This window comes from uncultured Amnibacterium sp. (assembly GCF_964250715.1).
GTDB lineage: Bacteria > Actinomycetota > Actinomycetes > Actinomycetales > Microbacteriaceae > Amnibacterium.
This window is the reverse complement of record NZ_CAXUGX010000004.1, coordinates 205,907-229,137: the sequence shown is the minus strand read 5'-3', so window position 1 is coordinate 229,137 and position 23,231 is coordinate 205,907. Positions and strand designations below refer to the sequence as shown.

Below are 23,231 nucleotides of genomic sequence, written 5' to 3'. Positions count from 1 at the left end.
ACGCGAGCACGACCAGCGGCGCTCAGCCAGCCACTCGACGTGCCGTCGACTCCCGGGGCATCAACTGCACCGGCAGGATCACGTCGCGAGCCGGCGAGCCGGTCTCCATCATCGCGACCAGCAGATCGAAGGCCTGCCCGGCGAGTCCCGAGACATCCTGCTGGAGCGTGGTGAGCGAGGGGCGGATGCGGCCGGACCAGCTGATCCCGTCGAATCCGCAGACGAGCACCTCATCCGGCACCCCGTAGCCCAGATCCTCACTCTCGAATACCGCGCCGATCGCCTGCATGTCCGTCGAGGCGAAGATCGCGTCGACCTGCCCGCCGGCCAGCAGCGCGCGGGTACCCGCGCGGCCGCCGTCGAGCGAATAGGGCTGTTGAACGACGTGGGCCGGATCGAGCCGCGCGCCGAGTCGGTGCAGCTCGGCCTCGAAGCCGCGTCGGCGCAGCGCGGCCGTCGGCAGCTTCGGCGGGCCCTCGATCAGGCCGGGCACCTTCGCGCCGCGCTCGACCAGGTGGCGCGCCGCCAGCCGGCCGCCCGCCTCGTTGTCGGAGTACACCCCGCCGACACCGGCCACCTCCACGATCTCGTCGAGGGCGACCACGGGAAGACCGAACTCGACAAGCGCGCGCACCGCCGGCAGATCGGGGCCGGTCGACAGCAGCAGCAGCCCGTCCGTGGACGACCGCAGGCTCGACAGCGCGGTCGACTCCCGCGCCGGCTCGAAGTCGGTGTTGCTGAGCACCACGGAGCGGTCGGTCTCGGCGGCGAACCGCTCGATGCTGCGGACGATCTCGGCGAAGAACGGGTTCGTCACGTCCGGCACGACGAGCCCGATCGTGTTCAGCCGGCCGGTGCGCAGCGACCGCGCGCTGTGGTTCCCCCGGTAGTCGAGCTCCTCGGCGGCCCGCACCACCCGTTCCACGAAGTCCGGGCTCACGTACCGGTTGCCGCTCAGCGCGTTGCTCGCCGTGGCGACGCTGACGCCGGCTCGCAGGGCCACCTCGATCAATCGGATGCTGCGCGTCGTCACCAGCGCACGACCAGACGCTCGACGAAGCCGACGAGCAGCAGGAGCAGCAGGGTGGCCACCGCCGCGAACAGGATGCCGACCCACATCTGCGCCAGGTTCAGATACTGCGTCGCGGTGATGATCACGGCGCCGATCCCGCTCACCGTCCCGGTGAACTCCGACACCACCGCCCCGACCATTGCGGCGGTCACCGAGAGTCGGGCGCCCGCGAACACGTAGCGCAGGCTGGAGGGGACCCGCAGGTGCACGAAGATCTCGAACGGCGAGCCGGACATGGCGCGGAAGACGTCGAGCGCTTCCCGGTCGACCGCCGTCAGCCCCGAGATCGCGTTGATGAGTACCGGGAAGAACGCGCTGAGCGCGGCGACCACGATGTGCGGAACCGCGTTGAACCCGAAGGCGACGACCAGTGCCGGAGCGATCGCGACGATCGGAGTCACGTTGACCAGCAGGGCGAGCGGCAGGATCGCGGCGCGCAGCACACGCACGTAGACCACCGCGACGGCGAGCACGATCGCGACGATCCCGCCGATCACGAAGCCGGCCACCGCGGCGATGAGGGTGGAGGAGAGGTTCGACAGATAGAACAGCGGCCGCGACACCAGCTCGGCGAACACGGTCTGCAGCGGCGGGAGCAGGCTGGAATTGGCGACGGCCACGAGCTCCCAGAGCACCGCGATCAGGACGAACAGCACCAGTGGCGCGAGCACCGTCAGGGCGATGCCGCCGACGTGCCGACCGGACGTCGCCTCCGACGTGCTCATGGCGCGTCGCTTCCGCCGCCGAGCCGGAGGGCCCGCTTGACCTCGGCGACCTTGGCCGCGAACCGGGGGGTGTCCTCGAGCTCCGCATCCCTCGGGCGGTCGAAGTCGACCTCGATCACCGCGGCCACCCGACCGGGCCGCGGCGACATCACGACGACACGGTCCGAGAGCAGTACCGCCTCCGCTGCGGAGTGCGTCACGAAGACCACCGACCGCCGATACGCGCTCCAGAGCGAGAGCAGCCGCAGCCGCAGGGTGTCGCGCGTCAATTCGTCCAGCGCCGAGAACGGCTCGTCCATCAGCATGATGGGTGCGCCCTGCACGAATGCGCGAGCGATCGCCACCCGCTGGCGCATCCCGCCCGAGAGCTGCCCGGGCAGGTGGTCCAGGAAATCGCCGAGGCCGAGCTCGGCGAGCACGGTTTCGGCTCGCTCCGGGCTGCGTCCCGGGGCGGGATCCACGTCGGCGCGGCGATTGATCCGGTACGGCAGCTCGGCGTTGCGCCGGATCGACAGCCAGGGCAGCAGCGCGGGGTTCTGGGGCACCCATGCGATCTGCTTGCGCTTGGACGCCTGCGCCGGGACCGAGCCGAGCACGTGGATCACGCCCTCCGAGGGTTGATCGAGCCCCGCGATGAGCCGTAGCAGCGTGGACTTGCCGCAACCGGACGGGCCGAACAGGGTGAGGAACTCGCCCTCGCCCACGGTCAGGTCGATGGCGTCGAGGGCACGCGTGGCGCCGGCTCGGCCGTCGAACGACTTGCCGACGCCGCGCACCGCGACCGCATCGGCCGATCCGACCCCGGTCATCGGGAGGCCGCGGGCGTGGGCAGGTCGGATCCCATGACGACGATCTTGCCGAAGAAGTCGCCCGACTCCAGTCGCGCCTCGGCCGCCGGCAGCTCCTCGAAGGCCCAGACGCTGTCGACGACCGGCTCGATCGCTCCGCGCACGTACGCGTCGATGGTGGCCGCCATCTCGGGCCGCGAGTACCCGCCGTGCCCGACGAGGGTGCGGCCCCAGTGGAAGACGCTCGTGTTCGCGATCGTGGAGGTGCCGCCCGCGGTCGTGCCCGACAGCACGATTCGGCCCCCGACGCGGGTCGCGTCGATCGCCTGCTGCAGGAATGCTCCGCCGACGTGGTCCCAGACGAGGTCTGCCCCGCGTCCCTGCGTGAACTCCCGCACCGCCTCGACCCAGTCGGTCGATCGCCGGTCGACGACCAGGTCCGCACCCAGCCGTTCGGCCGCCTTCCGCTTGCCGGCCGCTCCGATGAGCGAGACGGTGCGGCAGCCCGCCTGCTTCGCCAGCTGCACGCCCGCGGTGCCGAGGCCCGAGCCGGCGCCCGGGACGACGACCGTCTCGCCCTCGCGCATCGAGCCGGCGCCGTGCAGAGCATGCCAGGCGGTGACGGAGGCGACCGGGACCGATGCGAACGCGACCAGCGCCTCCAGATCGTCTGCGCGCACGTCGAGCCGGTGCAGGTTGCGCGCCGGAACCGCGACCAGTTCGGCCAATCCGCCCGGCCGGGACGAGCCGATGGTGCGCAGGTGCCGGCAGTACATCGGCAGGTCGGCGAGACAAAAGTCGCAGTGCTCGCAGCTGACCACGGGATCGACCAGCACGACGCTGCCGACTGTCGGCGCATCCGGCGCCGCCGCGCCGCCGCCCGACCCGGCGACCGTGCCGACGATGTCCATGCCGGCGATGTGGGGGAGCTGGAACGTCTGCACGACCGGCGCCTCCCGCTGCAGCAGGTCGAGCCGGTTCAGCGCGACGGCCGCGACCCGCACGAGTACCTCGTCCGGCCGAAGCCGGGGCGGGTCGACCTCGTCGAGCCGCCGCACCTCCGGCCCGCCGAACGCCGACTGGACCCAGGCCCTCACCCCGCAGGCCAGACGAGGGTGCCGTCTCGGTAGATCGCATCGATGTAGGTCGTGGTCAGGTCGTTCGCGACCGTCGGCGCCGTCTTCAGGATCTTGTATTTCACGAGCGCCTGCGCCTCCGGCGTCCACTGCGCGACGCTCTGCTGGCCGAGGGCGGTTCCGCTCGGCTGGCTCTTCGCGATCAGCGCCACCTCGGTCTTCCAGCGGAACACCGAGCCGGGCTTGTCGTAGCCGGCCGTGGAGAGGGTCGCGGCGTAGCCGATCGCGGTGTCGAGGTTCGCGCTCGACGCGTTGATCCACTGGTAGGCGTGCAGCGAGGCCCGCAGGAAGTCCTCGACCGCGGTCGGGTTGGCCTTGCCCCACTCGGTGTTCACGATCTGCGTATTGAACGTCGACTTGATCCCGTACGAGCCCGGATCCCACTGCGTGACCTTGACGCCCTTGACCGCCAGCGCGTGCGGCTCGTTGGAGATGTAGGCGGTCAGCCCGTCGACCTTCTTCTGCGCCAGGATGATCGGGTCGTATCCCACCGACACCCACTTGACCCCCGTCACGCCGGCGGTCTCGAGCATCGACTGGATCTGCGGAGGGATCGCGTCCTTGTAGCCGAGCGTCTTGCCCGAGAAGTCCTTCAACGAGGTGATGCCGCTGTCGGCCAGCGACATCAGCGTGATGGCCGGGGTGTTGCCGTACGTCGCGATCCCCGTGATCTTCGCTCCGGCGCTTGCCGCGGTCATCACATCGCTGGCGCTGCCGAGGCCCGCCAGCTGCGCTTTGCCGGCGCTCACCAGCTGGGCGTTGGTGGACCCCGGCTGGATGCGCACGTCGAGGCAGAGGTCCTTGAAATAGCCGCGCTGCGCCGCGACGACCGGATCGAGGATGCCCGTGCTGGCCGCATAGGCGTAGCTCGTCAGGAACGTGATGCTGCCGGCCGCCTTGTTCTTCGCGCACCGGTCCGCGCTGATCAGGCCGGATGCGGCGCTGCTGCCGGACGCGGGGCCGGCGGGTGAGGACTGCCCGGCGCAGGCGCTGAGAGCGACCAGGGTCAGGGCCCCGAGGACGGCGCCGGCGACTCGCCTGGCCCGGTTGGTCGTGCGCATTGCTGCTCTCCTTCGATTCGAGCCGGTTCGATCGGCGACGAGGTCGTGACGGTGCGGTACCCATACCGCGGCAGTGCAGGTCGACTCGCTCGGTGTGGAGCGAATCGATTTACGGCAGCCAACCATCCCCATGTGACCGTCGAATGACGGCGTGTTTCGACCTCGTAAATCGTTATTCTGCGTCGCCGTGGGGAGCGATACTGGTGCCGGGCGCCACCGGTCGGTGTCGCCCGGGCGGTCGGCGCGGCAGTACAGGGAAGGGCAGTCATGACCCAGGAAGTCGGAACGGCGACCGCTCTGGAATCCCGGAGCCCGCACTCCCCGACGTTCGCCTCCGTCGTCGGCGACCTGCCCGATCGACCGCTGCAACTGTTGCGGGAGTGGTACGCCACGGCCCGCGCGCTCGGCGTCGTCACGCCCGAGTACGTGACCCTGGCCACCGCGGACCGCACCGGAGCGCCGTCCAGCCGCATCGTCCAACTGCTCGAGATCGAGCCGGATGCCCTCGTGTTCTGCACCAACCTCGGCAGTCGCAAGGGAGTCGAGATCGCGGCCACCGGACGGGCCGCCGTCTCGGTCTACTGGCCCGGCGTCGAACGCTCGGTCAACCTCTCCGGCGTCGTCGAGATCGCCGCGGACGACGAGAACGACCGCAGATTCCGGGCGGAGCCGCGGGTGGTGCAGGCGGCGCGCAGCGTGTCCTTCCACGGGCGCGCCCTCGACGACGAGCAGGCGCAGCGGGCGGCGTTCGACGACCTCGCCTCCCGCGCAGATCCCCTTCCGCGTCCCGCGTATTGGGCGTGGTTCCGCGTCCGCCCGGACTCGGCCACGTTCTGGGAACCGGGAGCGGGCTCGCTCAACCGGCGGGTTCACTACGCGCGGTCCGCCGACGGGTGGACGCACGGACGGATTCAGGCGTGACGGCGCTGCGGACCGCCATCGTCACGGGCGGCGCGCGCGGCATCGGCGCCGAGATCGCCCGCGGCCTGGCCGCCGACGGCTACCGCGTCGCGATCCTCGACCTGCTGGACGAGCCCGGACGGTCGACCGCGGCGGCGATCGGCGGCGTCTTCGTGCAGGCGGACGTCGGCGACGTCGCGAGCGCCCGCGCCGCGATGGCCGAGGCGATCGCCGACCTGGGCGGCGTCGGCGTGCTGGTGAACAGCGCCGGCATCCTGGGCAAGGGGCCGCTCATCGACATCGACGCCGACGACTGGGACCGGGTGCTGCGCATCAACGCCCGCGGCACCTTGCTGACGATGCAGAGCGCGGCGGCGGACATGATCGAGCGAGGCACGCCAGGCCGCATCGTCAACATCGCCAGCATGGCTGCGAAGCGCGGCGGCGCCGGCGAGGCGCATTACGCGGCGTCGAAGGCGGCCGTGGTGGCACTCACGCGTGCCGGCGCCACCGAGTGGGGACCGCATGGCATCACCGTGAACGCCCTCTGCCCCGGCTACGTGCTGACCGAGATGGGCGCCGCCACCCGGTCGGCGCACGACGTCGAGGCCTGGACGGCCCTCTCTCCGCTCGGCCGGTTGGGCACCCCCGACGACGTCGCCGCGATCACGCGGTTCCTCGTCTCCGACGGCGGCTCCTACTTCACGGGGCAGGCGCTCGACGTGAGCGGCGGGATGGTGATGCAGTAGCCGCTGCGTGCGCGGGGACGCCGTCGGCATCCAGGGAACCGGCAGTGCGGCGGGACTTGGATGGAGGCATGCCAGTACAGATGAAGGCCGCCCAGTACGGCGGCCCAGACCAGATCCAGGCCTACCACGACGAGGTGCCCCCGGCGGGTGATGGGCAGGTGACCATCGAGGTGCGCGCCGCGGGCGTGAACCCCACCGACTTCAAGGGGATCGGCGGCTACCGAGGCCGCGACGAGACCAAGCTGCCCCTGCCGCTCGGCTACGAGGTGGCCGGCGTGATCAGCGCGATCGGCGAGGGGACGCAGATCGCGTCCGGCGGCGGTGCGGTGGGCGACGCCGTGCTCGCGTTCCGCGTCACCGGCGGCTATACCGACCTGATCACGGTGCCGGCTTCGGACGTGTTCGCGAAGCCGAACACCCTCGACTTTCCGGCCGCCGCCAACCTGTTCCTCGTGGGCACCACCGCCGCGGACATGCTGCGCATCGTGCCGGCCCAGGCCGGGCAGACCGTGCTGATCCACGGCGCGTCGAGCGCAGTCGGCGTCAGCCTGCTGCAGCAGCTCGCGCTCATCGGCGTGCGGGCGATCGGCACGGCCAGCGAGCGCAACTTCGACACCGTCCGCCGCTTCGGCGGCGAGCCGACCACGTACGGCGAGGGGCTGGAGCAGCGCCTGCGCGAGCTGGCGCCCGACGGGTTCGACGCCGCGTACGACTGCGTCGGCACCGATGAGGCGGTCGATACGTCCCTGGCGCTCGTGTCGAAGGACCGGCTGGTCACGATCGCGGCGTTCCAGCGGGCGCCGAAGGACGGCTTCGCGGCCGTCGGAGGCGGCGACGCTGCGAGCGGCGCCTTCCGCGACGAGGTGCGGGCCCATCTGGTGCAACTGGCCGCCGAGGGCAAGCTGGTCGTCCCGGTCGCGAAGACCTACCCCTTGTCCGAGACGATCGCGGCGCTGCAGTTCCTAGCCGACCAGCACCCCGGCGGCAAGATCGCGCTCATCCCCTGATCCGTGCACGAGCGGATCGCCGTCGTTCCCGACCACGCTGTCGGCCGACGGCGATCCACTCGCACGACCCGTTCCTTCCACTCAGCCGATCGCGGGCCGCCTGGCGATCACGGCGCGATTGCCGACGAGCAGCCAGCTGCCGGCGGCCAGCACCAGCGGGATGCCGACCACGATCAGCACCACCTGCGGCCACGGCGGCGCGAAGGCCAGCGACGCCGACGCCGGCCCGAGCGCGGCGGCGGCCGCTAGCGCCAGGGCCGTGCCGATCAGGCCGCCGAGGCCGCACACGATCAGCGCCTGGACGAACGCGACGGTGCGCCGGATGCGCGGCGAGGACCCGACCGCCTGCAGTGTGGCGTCGTCCGCTCTGCCGTCGACGCGGGCGAGCCCGATCGCGGTCGCACCGGCCGACACGGCGATCACCAGGCAGGCGAACAATGCCGACCAGGCGAAGATCACGCCGGTGTCCAGGGGGCCGTTCTCCGTCTCCAGGAAGTACGAGCCCGGGAGGCCGGAGATGCCGCTCATCTCATTGTTGACCGCATCCAGCTGACGGTCGGTGGCCGGCTGCCGGAGCGTCGCGACCACCTGCTGCGGGCTGGTCCGGATGTGCAGGGCCGCGGCGGTCGCCGGCGACACGAACAGGGAGTACGGCAGAGGATTGCGCGGCAGGTCGACCACCGCAGGCAGCCGGCTGGAGCGGACGGGCGGGATCGGCTTGTTGTCCTGGTCCAGCGGTATGCCGCCGCCGCCCTGGCTCTCGGTGACCTGCTTCGGCGTGAACCACTGAAGTGTCGCGTGACCGTCCTGAACCAGATCGCTCAGCAGCGACACCGCACCGCCCGACGCGAGCGCCCGCTGTGCCGCGGTGCTCGGCGCTCTGCCGAGCAGGACTGCGAGGTCGGCGACGGAGCCGGTCCAGACGGCGGTCGAGGTACCGGAGTAGCTGGAGGAGAACCTGCCGCACTTCGCGCCGACTCGGTCGACCGTGATCCCGCTGCAGTTCTCCGCGCCGGCGATCGGGGCGACGAACGGGATGGCGTCGCGCTTCCGGGCCGACGGCTTCTCCGCGTCGACACCCTGCGGGGAGGACGAGAGGAGTGCCAGGTTCGAGACGGGCAGGTCCTTGCGCACCGCAGCGGCCCAGGCGGTACCCGTCGCGGCCGACGGTCCGCCCTTCTCCGTGCTCGAGACGGCGCTGATGATCTGCCCCTGCTGCGCCCGCCAGCCGTACGTGCGGATCGACTCGATCGAGTTCGCGTTTGCGATGCACATGATGAAGACGGCCAGGAACACGGTCGTCATCAGCGATGCGACGGCGGGGACCGTGCGGCCCAGGTTGCGGGAGGTGTCGCGCGCCGCGAGGCGTGTGCCGAGCGGCGCGCGGGTGAGCAGACGGGTGACGGAGCGCAGCAGCAGGCCGGTGCAGAGCAGCGCGCCGATCTGCGCCAGGATCGGACCGCCGCCCAGCAGCACCAGCGTGCCCACCTGGTACAACCTCGACTGGCCAACCGTGTCGCTGCCTTCGACGGCGGCCAGCATGGCGCCACCCGCGATGGAGGCGGCGATGCCGACGATCAGCAGGAGCAGGCCGATCGTCGGTCGGCGTACTCCGACGCGCTGCGGCGTCCGGGCTCCGCGGAGCGCACGCACCACATCCAGCTTCGCCGCCGCGCGGGCCGGCACGACCGCCGCGAGCCAGCCGACCCCGACGGCGAAGGCGGCGATCAGCACCAGCCAGACGACCGGCACGTGGAATCCGGGGTACTGGGTGACGTTCCCGTTGTCGACGATCCGCAGGTACACCGCTCCGGCGGCGATGCCGAGGGCAACCCCGAGCAGTCCGCCCACGGCGCCCAGCACGACTCCGCCGCCGGTGATGATCCGCACCAGCACCGAACGGTCGCCGCCCACGGAGGCGACGGTCGCGAGCATCCGCTGCTGCTGGCGAGCGCCCACGGCGAAGGCGGCGCCCGCGAGCAGCGCGATTTCGAGCACGGCGAACGCGGCGCCGAGGCCGCCGACGATGATCGCGGCCGTGAAGTCGGATCCGCCGTACTGCTCGCCGATGACCGACGGCGTCGGTGGCGGATCCAGCGCGACGGTGCGCGACAGCCCGACGACACCCTGCTTGTTCAGGCTCTGCAGCTCCGACCACGAGACCACGTGGTCCGGCAGGTAGTAGACCTTGCTGAAGGTCTCGTCCGCCTCGTTCGTCGTCGGGGCTCCGGCGAACGTCGCCTGTGGTGCGAACACCTGCTGGTCGTCGAAGGGCATCTGCAGGTCGCGTTCGATCCCGACCACCCGGACGGTCGCGGAGATCGGCCGACTGATCGTGACCGTATCGCCCAGTCGGACGCCCAGCCGGGTGAGCGCCGCCGGGGATACGGAGACCTCGTCCGCAGCCTTCGGTCCTCGGCCGCTGAGCAGCGCGAAGCGGCCCTGCAGCGCGGGGTCCCAACTCGGACCGGTCGTCACGGTCAAGCTGCCGAAGCCGGTCGGCGTCCGGAATGTGGCGTTGGTGGAGCCGACGGTCAGAATGCGGGTGCCGCTCGGCAGCAGGGCGGCCGGGTCGGCGTAGGTTCCGGTCTGCTCGTCTGCTCCGTCCGATCCCTCCTGCGAGGGGAAGCTGTAGCGGTTCATGTCGGTCGGGTCCTGGACCGCGTCCGGGTCGGGGTAGCCGCGCACCTCCAGCACGGCCTGGCTGCGGCCCAGCTGCGCCGACAGCCGTTCCGCCGTGGTCGGAATGCTGCTCTGCACGACCAGCGCCGCCGCCGCGAGTCCCGCGATCGGGATCGCGATCAGCAGCACGATCAGCAGGCTGCGGCCCCACGATCGCAGCGCGCTGCGGCGGCCGATCCGCAGGGCGACCGCCCAGCGGGCACGGACGGGGCGCATCAGCGGTGACCCGCGAGCAGGGACTCGGGCTGCGGCGCCCGACGCTGGTCGATGATGCGGCCGTCACGCAGGAACACGATCCGATCCGCCCACGCCGCGTGGCGGGCGTCGTGCGTCACCAGGATGCCGCCGGCCCCGGCGTCCACCCGCCCGCGCAGCATCCGCAGCACCGTCTCGCCGGTCTGGCTGTCCAGGGCGCCCGTCGGCTCGTCCGCCAGGATCAGCCGCCGCGGGCCGACGACCGCCCGCGCGATCGCGACGCGTTGCTGCTGGCCGCCGGAGAGATCGTCGGGGTAGGAGCCGGTCCGGTCGGAGAGCTCCACCGAGGCGAGCGCGTCCAGGGCGGCGCGGCGCACCTGCCGGCGGGGCCAGCCGTCCAGTTCCAGCGGCAGGCCCACGTTCTCGACGGCGGTCAACGTCGGCACCAGGTTGTAGTCCTGGAATACGAAGCCGAGCGTCGTGCGACGCAAGGCCGCCATCCGCTTGGCCGACAGGCTGCCCAGGGCGACGCCGTCGATCAGCACCTCGCCGCTGGTCGGGCGGGTCAGGCCGCCCGCGACGGTCAGCAGGGACGACTTGCCCGAGCCGGAGGCGCCCATCACCGCGACCAGCTCGCCCGCGGCGACCTCCAGATCCACGTCGTCGAGCGCGGTCACCGCGGCCTCGCCCGTGCCGTAGCGCTGGCCGACCCCGATCAGATGCAGTAGGGCGGTCATCGTGCGTTCTCCTCGGTGGTTGCGGTGGTTGCGGTGGTTGCGGTGGCAGTGCTGACGGCCCGGGCCGGACGGCCCCGGCGCGGCAGATCGTCGCTCGGCGGCGCGGCGACGACGCCGGACCGCACCGCCCTGGCGATGGCGGCCTCCGAGTGGTCCAGCCAGCGCACCTCCGCCTCCGCCGCGAAGATCATCGACTCGACCACGAGCGACCACGCCAGGTCGGCGGACGAGTTCGGCGCCACCGATGCCGCCTTGGTGCGGGTCAACTCCTGCAGCGTCGCGATCGTCGCGGATCGCTGGATCTGGATCACATCGGCGATCGACACTCCCGGCAGGGTGGCGGCGACTGCGAGCTTCATCGCCAGCTCGTCGCGCGCCGCCTGCCGCTGCACGGGCGCCGACAACCAGTGCCGCACCTCCGACGACCCCGTGGGGGTGATGGAGTAGCGAACCCGGCCCTCGCCGTCCGCACCGTCGCTCGCGATCAGGCCGTCCCGCTCCAGCCGCTCCAACGTGGAGTAGACCTGGCCGGCATTCAGCGGCCAGGTACCGCCCGTGCGGGCATCGAACTCACCCCGCAGCTGATACCCGTAACAGGGGGATTGGTCCAAGATCGCAAGCAGGCTCTGCCGTACCGTCACCGGTCGTCTCCGATCGTCGAGAAGTGTGTGCCGAGAAGTATGTACCCGGTATATGGATACTCGGTACTGCTCGCTCCGCCGATCTTCGTCGGCGTGTCGTCGATTCGTCCGCTGCGGCGCGCCGAAGGGCGAACTGCACGCTTGTGATTCCGGCGTGTCGTCCGGCATACTTCCGCAGTGGCCGTAAGCGGCCGCACTAATTTCATACCGGTGGTACCGGGGGTAATCCGTTCACCAGGTCGTTGGGGAAGACGCACCTATCGAACGGAGGAAGAACCATGGTCACCATCGCCGCCCGAGGCGTGCTGTACGTGCATTCCTCACCGCGGGCACTCTGCCCCCACGTCGAGTGGGCCGCCGGTCGAGCCATCGGCCGCGCCGTCAATTTCTCGTGGGCCGAGCAGCCCGTGCTCCGCGGATCCCAGCGGGCCGACTTCTACTGGGAAGGCGCGCCCGGAACCGGAGCCGCCATCGCATCAGCGCTGCGCGGCTGGGAGCACCTGCGCTACGAGGTCACCGAAGACGCCGCAGGTGGCGTCGACGGCGCCCGCTGGCTGCACACGCCCGAACTCGGCATCTTCCACGCTCAGACCGACGCCGCCGGCAACGTCGTCATCCCCGAGGATCGCATCCGCGCCGCCATGGACTCGGCCGGCGGCAGCGTCGTCGACCTGCACCGCGAACTGCAACTCGCCCTCGGCCAGGCCTGGGACGACGAACTCGAACCCTTCCGCCACGCGATCGGCTCCAACTCCGTCACCTGGCTCCACCGATCGGCGGTCTGACCCGCACCACGCGGCGTGTCATCCGGGGCCGGAAGGAGCCCAATGGATACCGTCAAGGACGTCGCCGGATGCGCTTTTCTTGCGTTCGGGCTGTAAGGGTAGCGGCCCTCGAACCTCAGCATCTGCGACAGAAGAGCCCCCGACCGGATGGGTACCGGACGGGGGCTCTTCACTGTGTTCATTTGCCGCGCCGCCGCTGCTGCGGCGCGGGTCGTGGGTTGTCCGCCTCGGCCCGCGCGGGGGCCGAGGCTCCCGTCTCGTAGGTCGGCTGCGGCGCGAGTGAAGGTTCAGTTCCTGACGCCTCCGCCCGCGCGGGGGCCGAGGCTCCCGTCTTGCAGGTCGGCTGCGGCGGGAGTGAAGGTTCAGTTACTGACGCCTCCGCCGCCGTACAGCGTCACGAACTGAACCTTCAGCGAAGCGCCGTTCGGTTGCAGGTTCAGATCGTCACGTGATCGACGCCGCGACGCGTCGAGAAGTGAACATCGAGGCCGGCTGAGGGCGGCGGCGACAGACGCTTGTCGTATCCACCACTCGACATCGATCGATTTCTCTTCAGCAGGACAGGGGCGCTACGGCAGGTTGTGGGTCGACCAGCAGCCTGCTGTCGGGACCCTGTCCTGCTGTCGTGCTCCGGACGGGCATGCCGCGGACCTGACGTGCTGGGGACGGAGCGCGCTGGGTCAGGCGGTCGCGAAGGCGACGACGGCGTTGTGGCCGCCGAAGCCGAAGGAGTTGCTGATCGCCAGCAGGTCGCCCGGCGGCAGCGCGCGCGGCGAGGTCGCCACGTCCAGCGGGATCGCCGGATCCTGCGCCGTCAGGTTGATCGTCGGCGGTACCGTGCGCTCGGCAAGCGCCTTCACCGTGAAGATCGCCTCGATCGCTCCGGCAGCACCCAGCAGATGCCCGGTCGACGCCTTCGTCGCCGTCACCACCACATCGTCCAGGCCGTCACCGAAGACGCGGTGCAGCGCGTGGTACTCCGCGATATCACCCACGGGCGTGCTGGTCGCGTGCGCGTTGATGTGCACCACATCGCTGCGGGCGTGCCCCGTCTGCTCGATCGCCGCGATCATCGCGCGCGCCGCCGCCGAGCCCTCCGGGTCGGGCGCCGTGATGTGGTGCGCGTCGCTCGTCACCGCCGAACCGACGACGCGGGCGTAGATCCGCGCGCCCCGCGCGACGGCGTGCGCCTCGGTCTCCAGGATCAACGCCGCCGCTCCCTCGCCCAGCACGAACCCGTCCCGGTTCGAGTCGTAGGGCCGCGACGCCGCGGGCGGGTCGTCGTTCCGCTTGGACAGTGCCTGCATCGCGGCGAACGCAGCCAGCGGCAGCGGATGGATGCTGGCCTCCGTGCCGCCCGCGATGATCACGTCCGCGAGCCCCGACTGCAGGTGGTCGAACGCGTTGGCCAGCGACTCGGTGCTGGACGCGCACGCCGACACCACCGTGCGCGCGCCCGCACGCGCGGCGAACTCCAGCTCGATCGCCGCGGCCGGCGCGTTCGGCATCAGCATCGGCACCGTCAGCGGCAGCACGCGCCGCGGACCCTTCTCGCGCAGCGTGTCCCACGCGTTCAACAGGGTCCAGACGCCGCCGATGCCGGTCGCCCAGTCGACGCCGAGCCGCTCCGGCTCCACCTCGGGCTCGCCCGCGTCCGCCCACGCCTCCCGCGCGGCCAGCAGCGAGAACTGACTGCCGCGGTCGAGCCGCTTCGCCTCGATGCGGTCCAACACCTCCTCCGGCTGCACATGCGCCTGCGCGGCGAACGTCACCGGCAGCGCCAACTCCTCCACCCACGGGTAGTCCAGGTGCCGGGCACCGGAGGCGCCGTCTAGCAGTGCCGCCCACGTGTCGGGCGCAGAGGAGCCGAGCGGCGAGAACGTGCCGATCCCGGTGACGACGATGGACTGTCCTGCCATGGAATGCGGCTCCTCGCCCCTAGCGGTTCAGTGCTGCGCGGCGACGATGAAGTGCACCGCGTCGCCGACGGTCTTCAGGTTCTTGACCTCGTCGTCCGGGATCTTCACGTCGAACTTCTCCTCGGCGTTCACGACGATCGTCATCATCGAGATCGAGTCGATGTCGAGGTCGTCCGTGAACGACTTGTCCAGCTCGACGGTGTCCGTCGCGATCCCCGTCTCGTCGCTGACGAGCTCGGCGAGGCCGGCGAGAACTTCTTCGGTGGACTGGGCCATGGTGCGTGCTCCTTCGAGGGGCGGTACGGAAAAGGGGGAGATGGCGATGAACGGCTGCCAGTGTATTGGCGAGGCGGCCGTGCTCTTCAGGGAGGGCGGCCTTCAGGGCAGGACGACGACCTGCGCGCCGAAGACGAGCCCGGCGCCGAAGCCGATCTGCAGGGCGAGCCCGCCGGACAACTCCGGGTGCTCGGCGAGCAGGGCATGTGTCGCCAGGGGAATGGACGCGGCGGAGGTGTTGCCGGTCGTGGCGATGTCGCGGGCGATCGCGACGCTCGCCGGCAGCTTCAACTGCTTCGCCAACTCGTCGATGATGCGCATGTTCGCCTGATGCGGGATGAAGGCGGCCAGCTGGTCGGCGGTCACGCCGGCCACCTCGAGGGCCTGCTGCGCCACCTTGGCCATCTCCCACACCGCCCAGCGGAACACGGTCTGGCCCTCCTGGCGGAGGGTCGGCCAGTCGACCTGCCCGGCTCCTTCGCGGTACTCCTGGAGCGTCGAATCCATGCCGACCGCATCCCATTTGGCGCCGTCCGAGCCCCACACCGTCGGGCCGATCCCCGACTCCGCCGCCGGGCCGACGATCGCGGCGCCGGCGCCGTCGCCCAGCAGGAACGAGATCGTCCGGTCGGTGGGCTTGGCGAACTGAGAGAGCTTCTCGGCGCCGACGACCAGCACGTACTGCGCCAGGCCCGACCGGATGAAGGAGTCCGCCTGCGCGATGCCGTAGGTGAAGCCGGCGCACGCCGCCGAGATGTCGTAGGCGGGTGCGGGAGTGGCGCCGATCCGCTCGGCGAGCAGGGATGCGAGCGACGGGGTCTGCACCGTGTTCGAGACCGTGGAGACGAGTACGGCGCCGATCTGGTCGGGCCGGATGCCCGCCGACCGGATCGCCTCCGTCGACGCCGTCACGGCCAGGTCGATGGCGTTCACCTCGGCGGAAGCACGGCGACGCTCGACGACGCCGGTGCGCTGCCGGATCCACTCGTCGGAGGAGTTGATCGGCTCGACCAGGTCGTCGTTCGGTACGACCAGGTCGCCGCGCGCTGCCCCGTACGAGTAGATGCGGGAACCGGGGGCGCCCGTGGCGTGCTGCAGTGCGGTCATGCTGTCCGATCGAGCAGGTCGTTCGCGGCCGCGAGATCCACGGGCGTCTTCACCGCGACGGTGGGCACGCCCTTCAGCGCCCGCTTCGCCAAGCCGGTCAGGGTGCCCGCCGGGGTGAGCTCGATGATGCCGGTCACGCCCGCTGCGGCGAAGGACTCCATCGTGCTGTCCCACCGTACCGGCGAGGCGACCTGGCCGACGAGCAGGTCCAGGAAGGCGGCGCCCGAGTCGACCTCGCTGCCGTCATGGTTCGTCCAGAGTCGACGGCGCGGATCGGCGGGGGAGAGGGAGGCGGCCAGCTCGGTCAGCGGAGCGACCGCGGGAGCCATGAAGCGGGTGTGGAACGCGCCCGCCACCGTGAGGGGGATCACCCGCGCGCGGGCCGGCGGGTCGGCCTGCAGGGCGGCGAGAGCGGGCAGCTCGCCCGCCGCGACGATCTGACCCCCACCGTTCCGGTTCGCCGGGGTGAGATCCAGCTCGGCCAGGCGGTCGACGACGGCCTGCTCGTCACCACCGACGACCGCGGCCATCCCGGTCGCCACACGGCCCGCGGCATCCGCCATCGCCCGCCCCCGGGCGGCCACGAAGCGCATGCCGTCCGCCTCGCTCAGGACGCCCGCGAGCACCGCCGCCGCCACCTCGCCGACCGAGTGGCCCGCGACCGCCGCAGCGTCGGCGTTCCGCAGGCCCGCGAACGAGATCAGCGCGGCGGCGACCAGCAGCGGCTGTGCGATCTCGGTGGCACGGATCGTGTCGGCGTCCGCGTCGGTGCCGAAGTGCGCCAGGTCGAGGCCGGCCGCCTCGCTCAGGCGGTGCAGGTGCTCACGAGCGTCGGCATCCTCCAGCCATGGGGCGAGGAAGCCGGGCGACTGAGCGCCCTGGCCGGGCGCGACGACGACGATCACGTCGACCATCCTGCCCGCTCGCTCCCGCCCGCTCGGTCAGGGGCGAGCGGAGCGGCGGCGCAGGGTCGGCGGCTCGCCCACCACGCCCAGGATCAGCGCGGCATGCAGCACCAGGGCCTCGCGGGTGGCGGTCACGTCGCGGCCGATCAACTCCGAGATGCGCTTCAGGCGATATCGCACCGTATTCGGATGGATGAACAACTCGCGGGCGGTCGCCTCCAGCGAGCGTCCGTTGTCCAGGTACGTCCACAGCGTGCCGAGCAGCTCGCCCGGATGGTCGCGCAACGGCCTGTAGACGCGCTCGATCAGCGTCGTCCGAGCGAGCGGGTCGCCGGCAAAGGCCCGCTCGGGCAGCAGGTCGTCTGCGAGCACCGGTCGTGGCGCCCGCCGCCAGGCCCGCACGACCGCGAAGCCGGCCAGCGCGGCGCGGGCACTGCGCGACGCCTCCACCAGGTCGGGTACCGCGTGCCCGAGCACGACATGACCCTCGCCGAAACCGCCCTCCAGGTGCCGCGCGATCTCCAGGAACGACGCCGGCTCGGTGCGCTCCCCGCCCTCGTCCTCCCGCGACGGGCCCGCACGACCGATACTGGGCTGACTTCCGTCATCGGCACGACCGATACCCCGCCCATTTCCGTCATCGGCACGGCCGATACCCCGCCCATTTCCGTCACCGGCACGGCCGATGACCAACACCAGGCGGTTGCCCTGCACGCCGATCAGCACGTCCGCGGCCAGGTGGCGTGCGGTGCGGCGCAACTGGTCTACGTCGAGCATCGGCGGGGTCGTCCCGACGAGCACCGCCACCTCGCCGTGCCCGTGCCAGCCGAGCGCCGCGATGCGGCTCGGCAGCTGGTCGTCGGCCTCGCCGGTCAGGATCGAGTCGACCACCAGGGCTTCCAGGCGCGCATCCCAGAGGCCCCGCGCCTCCGCCGCCCGCGCGTACACGTCCGCGGCGGCGAACGCGATCTCGCGGGAGTACAGCAGGATCGGCTCACGCAGCGAGTCGCCGGTGCCGCTCGACACCCGCTCCTCCACGACCTCGACCGTCACCCGGATGAGTTGCAGCGTCTGCGTCAGACTGACCGACCGCAGCAACTCCCTCGGCGCGGTGCCGAAGACGTCGGAGGCGATCCACGGCGTGGAACGCGGATCGTCGTACCAGCTGATGAACGACCGGATGCCCGCCTGCGCGACCAGCCCCACCGCGCTGCGCCTACCCGGCGGCATCTCGCCGTACCAGCTGAGCGTCTCGTCCAGCCGCTGCAGCGTCGCGGTCGCGAGTTCACCGGCGATCGTGCGCAGCCAGGCGAGCGTCTGCTCCTTGGTCCTGGCCACCGGGACGGCTGCTCAGCTCTCCCCGCCGGCGGAACCCGAACTGCCGGCACTGACGTCGTGCAGACGGTACCGCTCGATCGCCTGCTGCGGCGCGTCGTGGTCGACCGAACCCTGGTCGGCCAGCAACTGCAGGGTGCGCACCACCACCGACGGTCCGTCGATCGCGAAGTAGCGCCGCGCGGCGGCCCGGGTGTCGGAGAAGCCGAAGTCGTCGGCGCCCAGCGTCGCGTAGGTGCGCGGCACGTACGCGCGGATCTGGTCCGGCACGGCCCGCGAGAAGTCGGAGACGGCCACGATCGGCCCCTCAGTCGAGTTCAGCCGCTCGGTCACGTACGGCGTGCGCCGGCCGTGCTCGGGATGCAGGAACGAGTCCCGCTCGGCCGTCATCCCGTCGCGGCGCAGTTCCGCCCACGAGGTGACGCTCCACACGTCGGCCGCGACGCCCCAGTCGTCCTGCAGCAGCCGCTGCGCTTCGAGCACCCACGGCACGCCGACCCCGGATGCCAGCAACTGCGCGCGCGGGCCGTCGTGCTGCGCCGGAGCGATCAGGTGCATGCCGCGGACGATGCCGTCCACGTCCACGTCCTGCGGCTCCGCCGGCTGCGGCATCGGCTCGTTGTAGACGGTGATGTAGTACATGACGTTCGGATCAAGGTCGCCGCCGCCGCCCTGCCCATGGTCGTCGGCGCCCTTGGCGCCGCCGCCCTGCCCATGGTCGTCGGCGCCCTTGGCGCCGCCGTACATCCGCTCGATGCCGCTGCGGACGATGTGGCCGATCTCGTAGCCGTACGCCGGGTCGTAGGAGACGACCGCCGGGTTGGTCTCGGACAGCACCAGGGAGTGGCCGTCCGCGTGCTGCAGGCCCTCGCCGGTCAACGTCGTGCGGCCGGCGGTGGCGCCGATCAGGAAGCCGCGGGCCATCTGGTCGCCGGCGGCCCAGAGCGCATCGCCGGTGCGCTGGAAGCCGAACATCGAATAGAAGACGTAGACCGGGATCAGGGGTTCACCGTGCGTGGCGTACGACGTACCCGTCGCGGTGAATGCTGCCAGCCCGCCCGCCTCGTTGATGCCCACGTGCAGGATCTGGCCCTGCGGGCTCTCCTTGTACGCAAGCAACAGTTCGCGGTCGACGGAGGTGTAGTGCTGCCCCTTGGGGTTGTAGATCTTCGCCGTGGGGAAGAACGCGTCGATGCCGAACGTGCGCGCCTCGTCGGGGATGATCGGCACGACCCGGGCGCCGAAGCCCTTGGCCCGCACCAGATCCTTCAGCAGGCGGACGAACGCCATCGTCGTGGCGACCGACTGGGTGCCCGAGCCCTTCTTGACGACGTCGTAGGTCTTCGCCTCGGGCAGGGTCAACTCGGCGTGCGCGGTGCGCCGCTGGGGCACGTACCCGCCCAGCTTCGCGCGGCGGTCCTGCAGGTACCGGATGGCCGGGTCGTCCTGACCCGGGTGGTAATACGGCGGCAGGTAGGGGTTCTCCTCCAGCTGCGCGTCGGTGATGGGGATGCGCAGCTCGTCGCGGAACTGCTTCAGGTTGTCCAGAGTCAGCTTCTTCATCTGGTGCGTCGCGTTCCGCCCCGCGAAGTTCGGGCCGAGCCCGTAGCCCTTGATGGTCTTGGCCAGGATGACGGTGGGCTGGCCGGTGTGCTCGGTGGCCGCCTTGTAGGCCGCGTACACCTTGCGGTAGTCGTGGCCGCCCCGCTTCAGGTTCCAGATCTGCGCGTCGGTGTAGTCCTTGACCAGTTCGAGCGCCTGCGGGTCGCGGCCGAAGAAGTGCTCGCGCACGTAGGCCCCCGACTCCGCCTTGTAGGTCTGGAAGTCGCCGTCCGGCGTCGTGTTCATCAGGCGCAGCAGGGCGCCGTCCACGTCGCGGTCGAGCAGGTCGTCCCACTCGCGGCCCCACACGACCTTGATGACGTTCCATCCGGCACCGCGGAAGAACGCCTCCAGCTCCTGGATGATCTTGCCGTTGCCGCGCACCGGGCCGTCCAGCCGCTGCAGGTTGCAGTTGATGACGAACGTCAGGTTGTCGAGGCCGTCGTTGGCGGCGATCTGCAACTGCCCGCGGCTCTCGACCTCGTCCATCTCGCCGTCGCCCAGGAACGCCCACACCCGGCCGGCCGACGCGTCCTTGATGCCGCGGTTGGTCAGGTATTTCGCCAGCTGCGCCTGGTAGATGGCGTTGATCGGGCCGAGACCCATCGACACCGTGGGGAACTGCCAGAACTCGGGCATCAGCCGCGGGTGCGGGTAGGAGGAGAGCCCGCCGCCGGCGTGGGACTTCTCCTGCCGGAAGCCGTCCAGCTGGTCGGTGGACAGCCGGCCCTCGAGGAACGCGCGGGCGTACATGCCGGGCGAGGCATGACCCTGGAAGAACACCTGGTCGCCGCCGCCGGGGGCGTCGGGACCGCGGAAGAAGTGGTTGTAGCCCACCTCGTAGAGCGCGGCGGAGGAGGCGTAGGTGGAGATGTGGCCACCGACGGCGATGCCCGGCCGTTGGGCGCGATGCACCGTGATGGCGGCGTTCCAGCGGATCCAGGCGCGGTAGCGGCGCTCCAGGTCCTCATCGCCGGGGAACTCGGGCTCGTCCTCGGGGGCGATGGTGTTGACATAGTCGGTGGTCGGCAGCATGGGGATGCCGAGGTGCTGCTCGTGGGAGCGGCCGAGCAGGCTGAGCATGATCTCGCGGGCCCGCTCGTGACCCGCCCGCTCGATCAGGGAATCGAGCGACTCCACCCACTCCGAGGTCTCATCCGGGTCGCGATCGAGGCCGTCGGAGGGTAAGGACAACTGGTCGAGAACCGTCACGGGTGCTCATCCCCTTCTTCCGCTCTGTGGGCGGAGCCGTGTGTTCGCCGCGTTGTGGGCGGAACGATCGTGCCGCCGCGTTGTGCGCGCCGCGACGATCCGGATGGTATCGCCGCTACCTGACGGCGACCGGCGCGGGCCACGGAGAGCGGGCGGCTTCATAGGGTTCGGGATCGAAGTCGCCGAAGCGGTCGCGGAACGTGTGTGCGAAGTCGGGCCACAGCAGGGTGAGGCGACCGTTGCCGGGCTCCAGGTACCAGCTGGTGCAGCCCCCGGTGGTCCAGACCGTCGCGGCGGCGGAGGAATCGAGCGCCGCGGTGTAGGCGGCCTCAGCGTCGGGTCGCAGCGACAGCACCGGTGAGCCGACCGCCGCGCGGTGGGCCAGTGCGGCGAGCACGTACTCGATCTGCGTCTCGATCATGAAGACCGCGGAGTTGTGGCCGAGGCCGCCGTTCGGCCCGTCGAGTACGAAGAGGTTCGGGAAGCCTGCCACCGTGGTCGAGGCGAACGACGTCATGCCGTCCCGCCAGTGCTCGGCCAGGCTGACACCGTCGATCCCGCGGACGAACCGGGCATACGGCTGATGCGCGGCGCGGAATCCGGTGGCGAGCACGATCACGTCGACCTCGTGGCGGGAACCGTCGGCGGCGGTCACCGCGGTCGCGTCCACCGCCGCGATCGCACTCGGCACGAGCGTGACCGACGGACTCTGCAGCGCCGGGTAGTAGTCGTCGGAGAGCAGCACCCGCTTGCAGCCGATCTCGTACTCGGGCGTCAGCCGGGTCCGTAGGGACGGGTCGGCGACCTGCGCCCGCAGGTGCCCGAGCGCCACCTCCCGGGCCGCGGCGCGACCGGTGGCGTCGCCGGTGCGGGACGCGAACCCCTCCTCCAGGCGCCAGAACTGGTCGGCCCGCCGGCGCGGCGCCTCCTCGGGGTCGCGCCGCAGCAGCGCGCGCTCGGCGGCGGAGACGGGGCGGGTGCCCCGGGGTACCAGGTAGGGGGCGCTGCGCTGCAGGACGACCAGGTGGTCCGCGACGGCCGCGACGTGCGGGACGAGCTGCACGGCGGAGGCGCCGGAGCCCACCACCGCGACCCGCCGTTCGGCGAGCGGCACGTCGTCGCGCCAGCGGGCGGAGTGGAAGACGTCGCCACGGAAGTCGGCGAGGCCCGGGACGTCGGGGATGCGCGGCTCGGTCAGGCGTCCGCAGGCGAGTACCAGCACGTCCGCGGTCAGGCGCCCGCCGCTCGTCAGCAGCCGCCAGCGAGCGGCATCGGCGTCCCACGCGGCGTCCTGCAGCTCGGTGCCGAAGCGCAGGTGCGCCGCCAGGCCCTCCTCCGCAGCCGCCGTGCGCAGGTACTGCTGGATCTCGGCGCCCGGCGCGAACGATGCGGACCACTCCGCGCTCGGCCGGAAGGAGTAGCTGTACAACTGCGCGGGGATGTCGCAGGCGACGCCCGGGTAGCGATTGTCCCGCCAGGTGCCGCCGACCTGCTCGGCGCGCTCCAGGATCACGAACGATCGCTCGCCTCGACGGGCCAGCCGGATCCCCATCCCGAGGCCCGCGAATCCGGCTCCGACGATCACCGTGCCGACGTGCTCGACGGGCAGGATCGTGTCCGTTCCGGCGCTCATGGGCGCATCGCCGGAATGCGGGTCGTCGCCGGGTGCCGGTGCGGCCGTTCCAGAAAGTCGCCGACGAGCCGCAGCACCTCCGCCGGCCGCTCCACGAGCGCTGCGTGCCCGGTGGGCACCGTCGCGAGCCGCGCATCGGGGATCGTTACGAACAGCAGTCGGCTCTCCGCCGGGCCGGCGAGTTCGTCGTGGTCCGCTGCGATCACCAGCGTCGGCGCCCGCACCGACTCGGCGCCCGCCGCTCCCAGGCGCGCTGCCAGCGCGACCAGGCGGTCGGTGGCCGGAGTGCCGGGCAATCCGCGCGCTCGCTCGAAGCCGTCGATGGACGTCAGCGCGGCGGCCGACACGGCGTTCAGGGCGCCGGACTGCTCTCGGCGCAGCCGTGCCCACGTGTCCGCGAACGCCGTCAGCTTGACCGGCGGCGCGAGCCAGCCGGCCACGAGGACCAGCTGGCTCACCAGCTCGGGCCGCCGGGCAGCCACGCGCATCGCGAGTACGGCGCCCACGGAGACCCCCACCAGGGCGACCGGTTCGCCCGCCTCCTCGGCCGTCGCAGCGATCACGGTCTCCGCGGCCGCGGGGTCGATAAGCGAATCCGTGGATTCGGAATCCGCGTTCGTGAGCGCGGTCAGGTCGACCGGCAGCACGCGGCGGTGCCGCGCGAGCATGGGCGCGAGGAAGGCGAAGTCCTCGGTCGGCGCTCCAGACAGCCCCGGCACGAGCACGACGGGGACGTGGGCGCTGAGCGCCAGGCCGCTCACGGA

At 71.4% G+C, this 23,231-nt stretch carries 20 protein-coding genes; 4 read left to right on the top strand and 16 right to left on the bottom strand.

The genetic code is table 11. The features are described 5' to 3' along the window. Positions 1 to 22: 22 nt before the first annotated feature. From ACFE7H_RS06295 to ACFE7H_RS06275, 5 genes are read right to left on the bottom strand one after another with little or no spacing between them, the layout of a single operon-like run. Positions 23 to 1,033 (bottom strand): LacI family DNA-binding transcriptional regulator, encoded by a 1,011-nt coding sequence (locus tag ACFE7H_RS06295; protein WP_375400357.1) that lies wholly within the window; start codon positions 1,031 to 1,033, stop codon positions 23 to 25. Continuing rightward, positions 1,030 to 1,797, bottom strand: a complete 768-nt coding sequence (locus tag ACFE7H_RS06290; RefSeq protein ID WP_375400356.1) for an ABC transporter permease — start codon at positions 1,795 to 1,797, stop codon at positions 1,030 to 1,032. Before ACFE7H_RS06290 ends, ACFE7H_RS06295 begins: the two co-directional genes overlap by 4 nt. Beyond that, positions 1,794 to 2,606: an ABC transporter ATP-binding protein gene (locus ACFE7H_RS06285; RefSeq protein WP_375400355.1), complete on the bottom strand. Its 813-nt coding sequence runs from the start codon at positions 2,604 to 2,606 to the stop codon at positions 1,794 to 1,796. Before ACFE7H_RS06285 ends, ACFE7H_RS06290 begins: the two co-directional genes overlap by 4 nt. Then, entirely contained in the window at positions 2,603 to 3,682 is a 1,080-nt protein-coding gene (locus tag ACFE7H_RS06280; protein ID WP_375400354.1) for a zinc-binding dehydrogenase, read from the bottom strand. The genes ACFE7H_RS06285 and ACFE7H_RS06280 overlap by 4 nt, the downstream gene beginning before the upstream one ends. Next, a complete protein-coding gene (locus ACFE7H_RS06275) occupies positions 3,679 to 4,782 on the bottom strand; it encodes an ABC transporter substrate-binding protein (protein WP_375400353.1) in 1,104 nt (367 codons plus the stop codon). The genes ACFE7H_RS06280 and ACFE7H_RS06275 overlap by 4 nt, the downstream gene beginning before the upstream one ends. A 267-nt stretch (positions 4,783 to 5,049) precedes the next feature. Between ACFE7H_RS06275 and ACFE7H_RS06270 the strand changes: the two genes are divergently transcribed. The 3 genes from ACFE7H_RS06270 to ACFE7H_RS06260 all read left to right on the top strand — a co-directional run bounded on the left by ACFE7H_RS06270 (position 5,050) and on the right by ACFE7H_RS06260 (position 7,438). Beyond that, positions 5,050 to 5,703, top strand: a complete 654-nt coding sequence (locus ACFE7H_RS06270) for a pyridoxal 5'-phosphate synthase (RefSeq protein WP_375400352.1) — start codon at positions 5,050 to 5,052, stop codon at positions 5,701 to 5,703. After that, entirely contained in the window at positions 5,700 to 6,431 is a 732-nt protein-coding gene (locus ACFE7H_RS06265; RefSeq protein WP_375400351.1) for an SDR family NAD(P)-dependent oxidoreductase, read from the top strand. The genes ACFE7H_RS06270 and ACFE7H_RS06265 overlap by 4 nt, the downstream gene beginning before the upstream one ends. 68 nt (positions 6,432 to 6,499) lie before the next feature. Next, the gene (locus ACFE7H_RS06260) at positions 6,500 to 7,438 is read left to right on the top strand and encodes an NADP-dependent oxidoreductase (protein WP_375400350.1); all 939 of its coding nucleotides are present in this window, start codon (positions 6,500 to 6,502) and stop codon (positions 7,436 to 7,438) included. Positions 7,439 to 7,519: 81 nt separating this feature from the next. Here the strand turns inward: ACFE7H_RS06260 and ACFE7H_RS06255 are convergent, their stop codons facing one another. From ACFE7H_RS06255 to ACFE7H_RS06245, 3 genes are read right to left on the bottom strand one after another with little or no spacing between them, the layout of a single operon-like run. Next, entirely contained in the window at positions 7,520 to 10,336 is a 2,817-nt protein-coding gene (locus ACFE7H_RS06255; protein ID WP_375400349.1) for a hypothetical protein, read from the bottom strand. Further along, positions 10,336 to 11,052 carry an ABC transporter ATP-binding protein gene (locus ACFE7H_RS06250; protein WP_375400348.1) on the bottom strand — a complete coding sequence of 239 codons (717 nt, stop codon included), beginning with the start codon at positions 11,050 to 11,052 and terminating at the stop codon, positions 10,336 to 10,338. Before ACFE7H_RS06250 ends, ACFE7H_RS06255 begins: the two co-directional genes overlap by 1 nt. Next, positions 11,049 to 11,663, bottom strand: a complete 615-nt coding sequence (locus ACFE7H_RS06245; protein ID WP_375400347.1) for a PadR family transcriptional regulator — start codon at positions 11,661 to 11,663, stop codon at positions 11,049 to 11,051. The genes ACFE7H_RS06250 and ACFE7H_RS06245 overlap by 4 nt, the downstream gene beginning before the upstream one ends. 308 nt (positions 11,664 to 11,971) lie before the next feature. Between ACFE7H_RS06245 and ACFE7H_RS06240 the strand changes: the two genes are divergently transcribed. Further along, a complete protein-coding gene (locus ACFE7H_RS06240; RefSeq protein WP_375400346.1) occupies positions 11,972 to 12,478 on the top strand; it encodes a DUF3145 domain-containing protein in 507 nt (168 codons plus the stop codon). Positions 12,479 to 13,158: 680 nt separating this feature from the next. On the opposite strand, the gene ACFE7H_RS06235 is transcribed toward ACFE7H_RS06240, so the two are convergent. The 8 genes from ACFE7H_RS06235 to ACFE7H_RS06200 form a co-directional block, all read right to left on the bottom strand. Further along, a complete protein-coding gene (locus ACFE7H_RS06235; RefSeq protein ID WP_375400345.1) occupies positions 13,159 to 14,397 on the bottom strand; it encodes a beta-ketoacyl-[acyl-carrier-protein] synthase family protein in 1,239 nt (412 codons plus the stop codon). A gap of 27 nt (positions 14,398 to 14,424) precedes the next feature. Beyond that, entirely contained in the window at positions 14,425 to 14,673 is a 249-nt protein-coding gene (locus ACFE7H_RS06230) for an acyl carrier protein (protein WP_375400344.1), read from the bottom strand. A 102-nt stretch (positions 14,674 to 14,775) separates the two neighbouring features. Continuing rightward, the gene (locus tag ACFE7H_RS06225) at positions 14,776 to 15,780 is read right to left on the bottom strand and encodes a beta-ketoacyl-ACP synthase III (protein WP_375400343.1); all 1,005 of its coding nucleotides are present in this window, start codon (positions 15,778 to 15,780) and stop codon (positions 14,776 to 14,778) included. Further along, complete coding sequence (locus tag ACFE7H_RS06220; RefSeq protein ID WP_375400380.1) at positions 15,777 to 16,685, bottom strand: ACP S-malonyltransferase; 909 nt, start codon at positions 16,683 to 16,685, stop codon at positions 15,777 to 15,779. The genes ACFE7H_RS06225 and ACFE7H_RS06220 overlap by 4 nt, the downstream gene beginning before the upstream one ends. 36 nt (positions 16,686 to 16,721) lie before the next feature. Then, positions 16,722 to 18,023: a PucR family transcriptional regulator gene (locus ACFE7H_RS06215; RefSeq protein WP_375400342.1), complete on the bottom strand. Its 1,302-nt coding sequence runs from the start codon at positions 18,021 to 18,023 to the stop codon at positions 16,722 to 16,724. 12 nt (positions 18,024 to 18,035) lie between these two features. Next, positions 18,036 to 20,834: a pyruvate dehydrogenase (acetyl-transferring), homodimeric type gene (gene aceE / locus ACFE7H_RS06210; RefSeq protein ID WP_375400341.1), complete on the bottom strand. Its 2,799-nt coding sequence runs from the start codon at positions 20,832 to 20,834 to the stop codon at positions 18,036 to 18,038. Between the two features lie 115 nt (positions 20,835 to 20,949). Beyond that, on the bottom strand, positions 20,950 to 22,467 hold the full coding sequence (locus tag ACFE7H_RS06205) for a flavin-containing monooxygenase (RefSeq protein ID WP_375400340.1): 1,518 nt from the start codon (positions 22,465 to 22,467) through the stop codon (positions 20,950 to 20,952). Then, entirely contained in the window at positions 22,464 to 23,228 is a 765-nt protein-coding gene (locus ACFE7H_RS06200; protein ID WP_375400339.1) for an alpha/beta fold hydrolase, read from the bottom strand. The genes ACFE7H_RS06205 and ACFE7H_RS06200 overlap by 4 nt, the downstream gene beginning before the upstream one ends. Between the last annotated feature and the right edge of the window lie 3 nt (positions 23,229 to 23,231).

Excerpts from the sequence above, each read along its gene's own strand:
- ACFE7H_RS06230 (WP_375400344.1), bottom strand. The coding sequence starts at position 14,673 with ATGGCCCAGTCCACCGAAGAAGTTCTCGCCGGCCTCGCCGAGCTCGTC.
- ACFE7H_RS06270 (WP_375400352.1), top strand. The coding sequence starts at position 5,050 with ATGACCCAGGAAGTCGGAACGGCGACCGCTCTGGAATCCCGGAGCCCG.
- ACFE7H_RS06250 (WP_375400348.1), bottom strand. The coding sequence starts at position 11,052 with ATGACCGCCCTACTGCATCTGATCGGGGTCGGCCAGCGCTACGGCACG.
- ACFE7H_RS06205 (WP_375400340.1), bottom strand. The coding sequence starts at position 22,467 with ATGAGCGCCGGAACGGACACGATCCTGCCCGTCGAGCACGTCGGCACG.
- ACFE7H_RS06255 (WP_375400349.1), bottom strand. The coding sequence starts at position 10,336 with ATGCGCCCCGTCCGTGCCCGCTGGGCGGTCGCCCTGCGGATCGGCCGC.
- ACFE7H_RS06240 (WP_375400346.1), top strand. The coding sequence starts at position 11,972 with ATGGTCACCATCGCCGCCCGAGGCGTGCTGTACGTGCATTCCTCACCG.
- ACFE7H_RS06235 (WP_375400345.1), bottom strand. The coding sequence starts at position 14,397 with ATGGCAGGACAGTCCATCGTCGTCACCGGGATCGGCACGTTCTCGCCG.
- ACFE7H_RS06285 (WP_375400355.1), bottom strand. The coding sequence starts at position 2,606 with ATGACCGGGGTCGGATCGGCCGATGCGGTCGCGGTGCGCGGCGTCGGC.
- ACFE7H_RS06290 (WP_375400356.1), bottom strand. The coding sequence starts at position 1,797 with ATGAGCACGTCGGAGGCGACGTCCGGTCGGCACGTCGGCGGCATCGCC.
- ACFE7H_RS06275 (WP_375400353.1), bottom strand. The coding sequence starts at position 4,782 with ATGCGCACGACCAACCGGGCCAGGCGAGTCGCCGGCGCCGTCCTCGGG.
- ACFE7H_RS06225 (WP_375400343.1), bottom strand. The coding sequence starts at position 15,780 with ATGACCGCACTGCAGCACGCCACGGGCGCCCCCGGTTCCCGCATCTAC.
- ACFE7H_RS06260 (WP_375400350.1), top strand. The coding sequence starts at position 6,500 with ATGCCAGTACAGATGAAGGCCGCCCAGTACGGCGGCCCAGACCAGATC.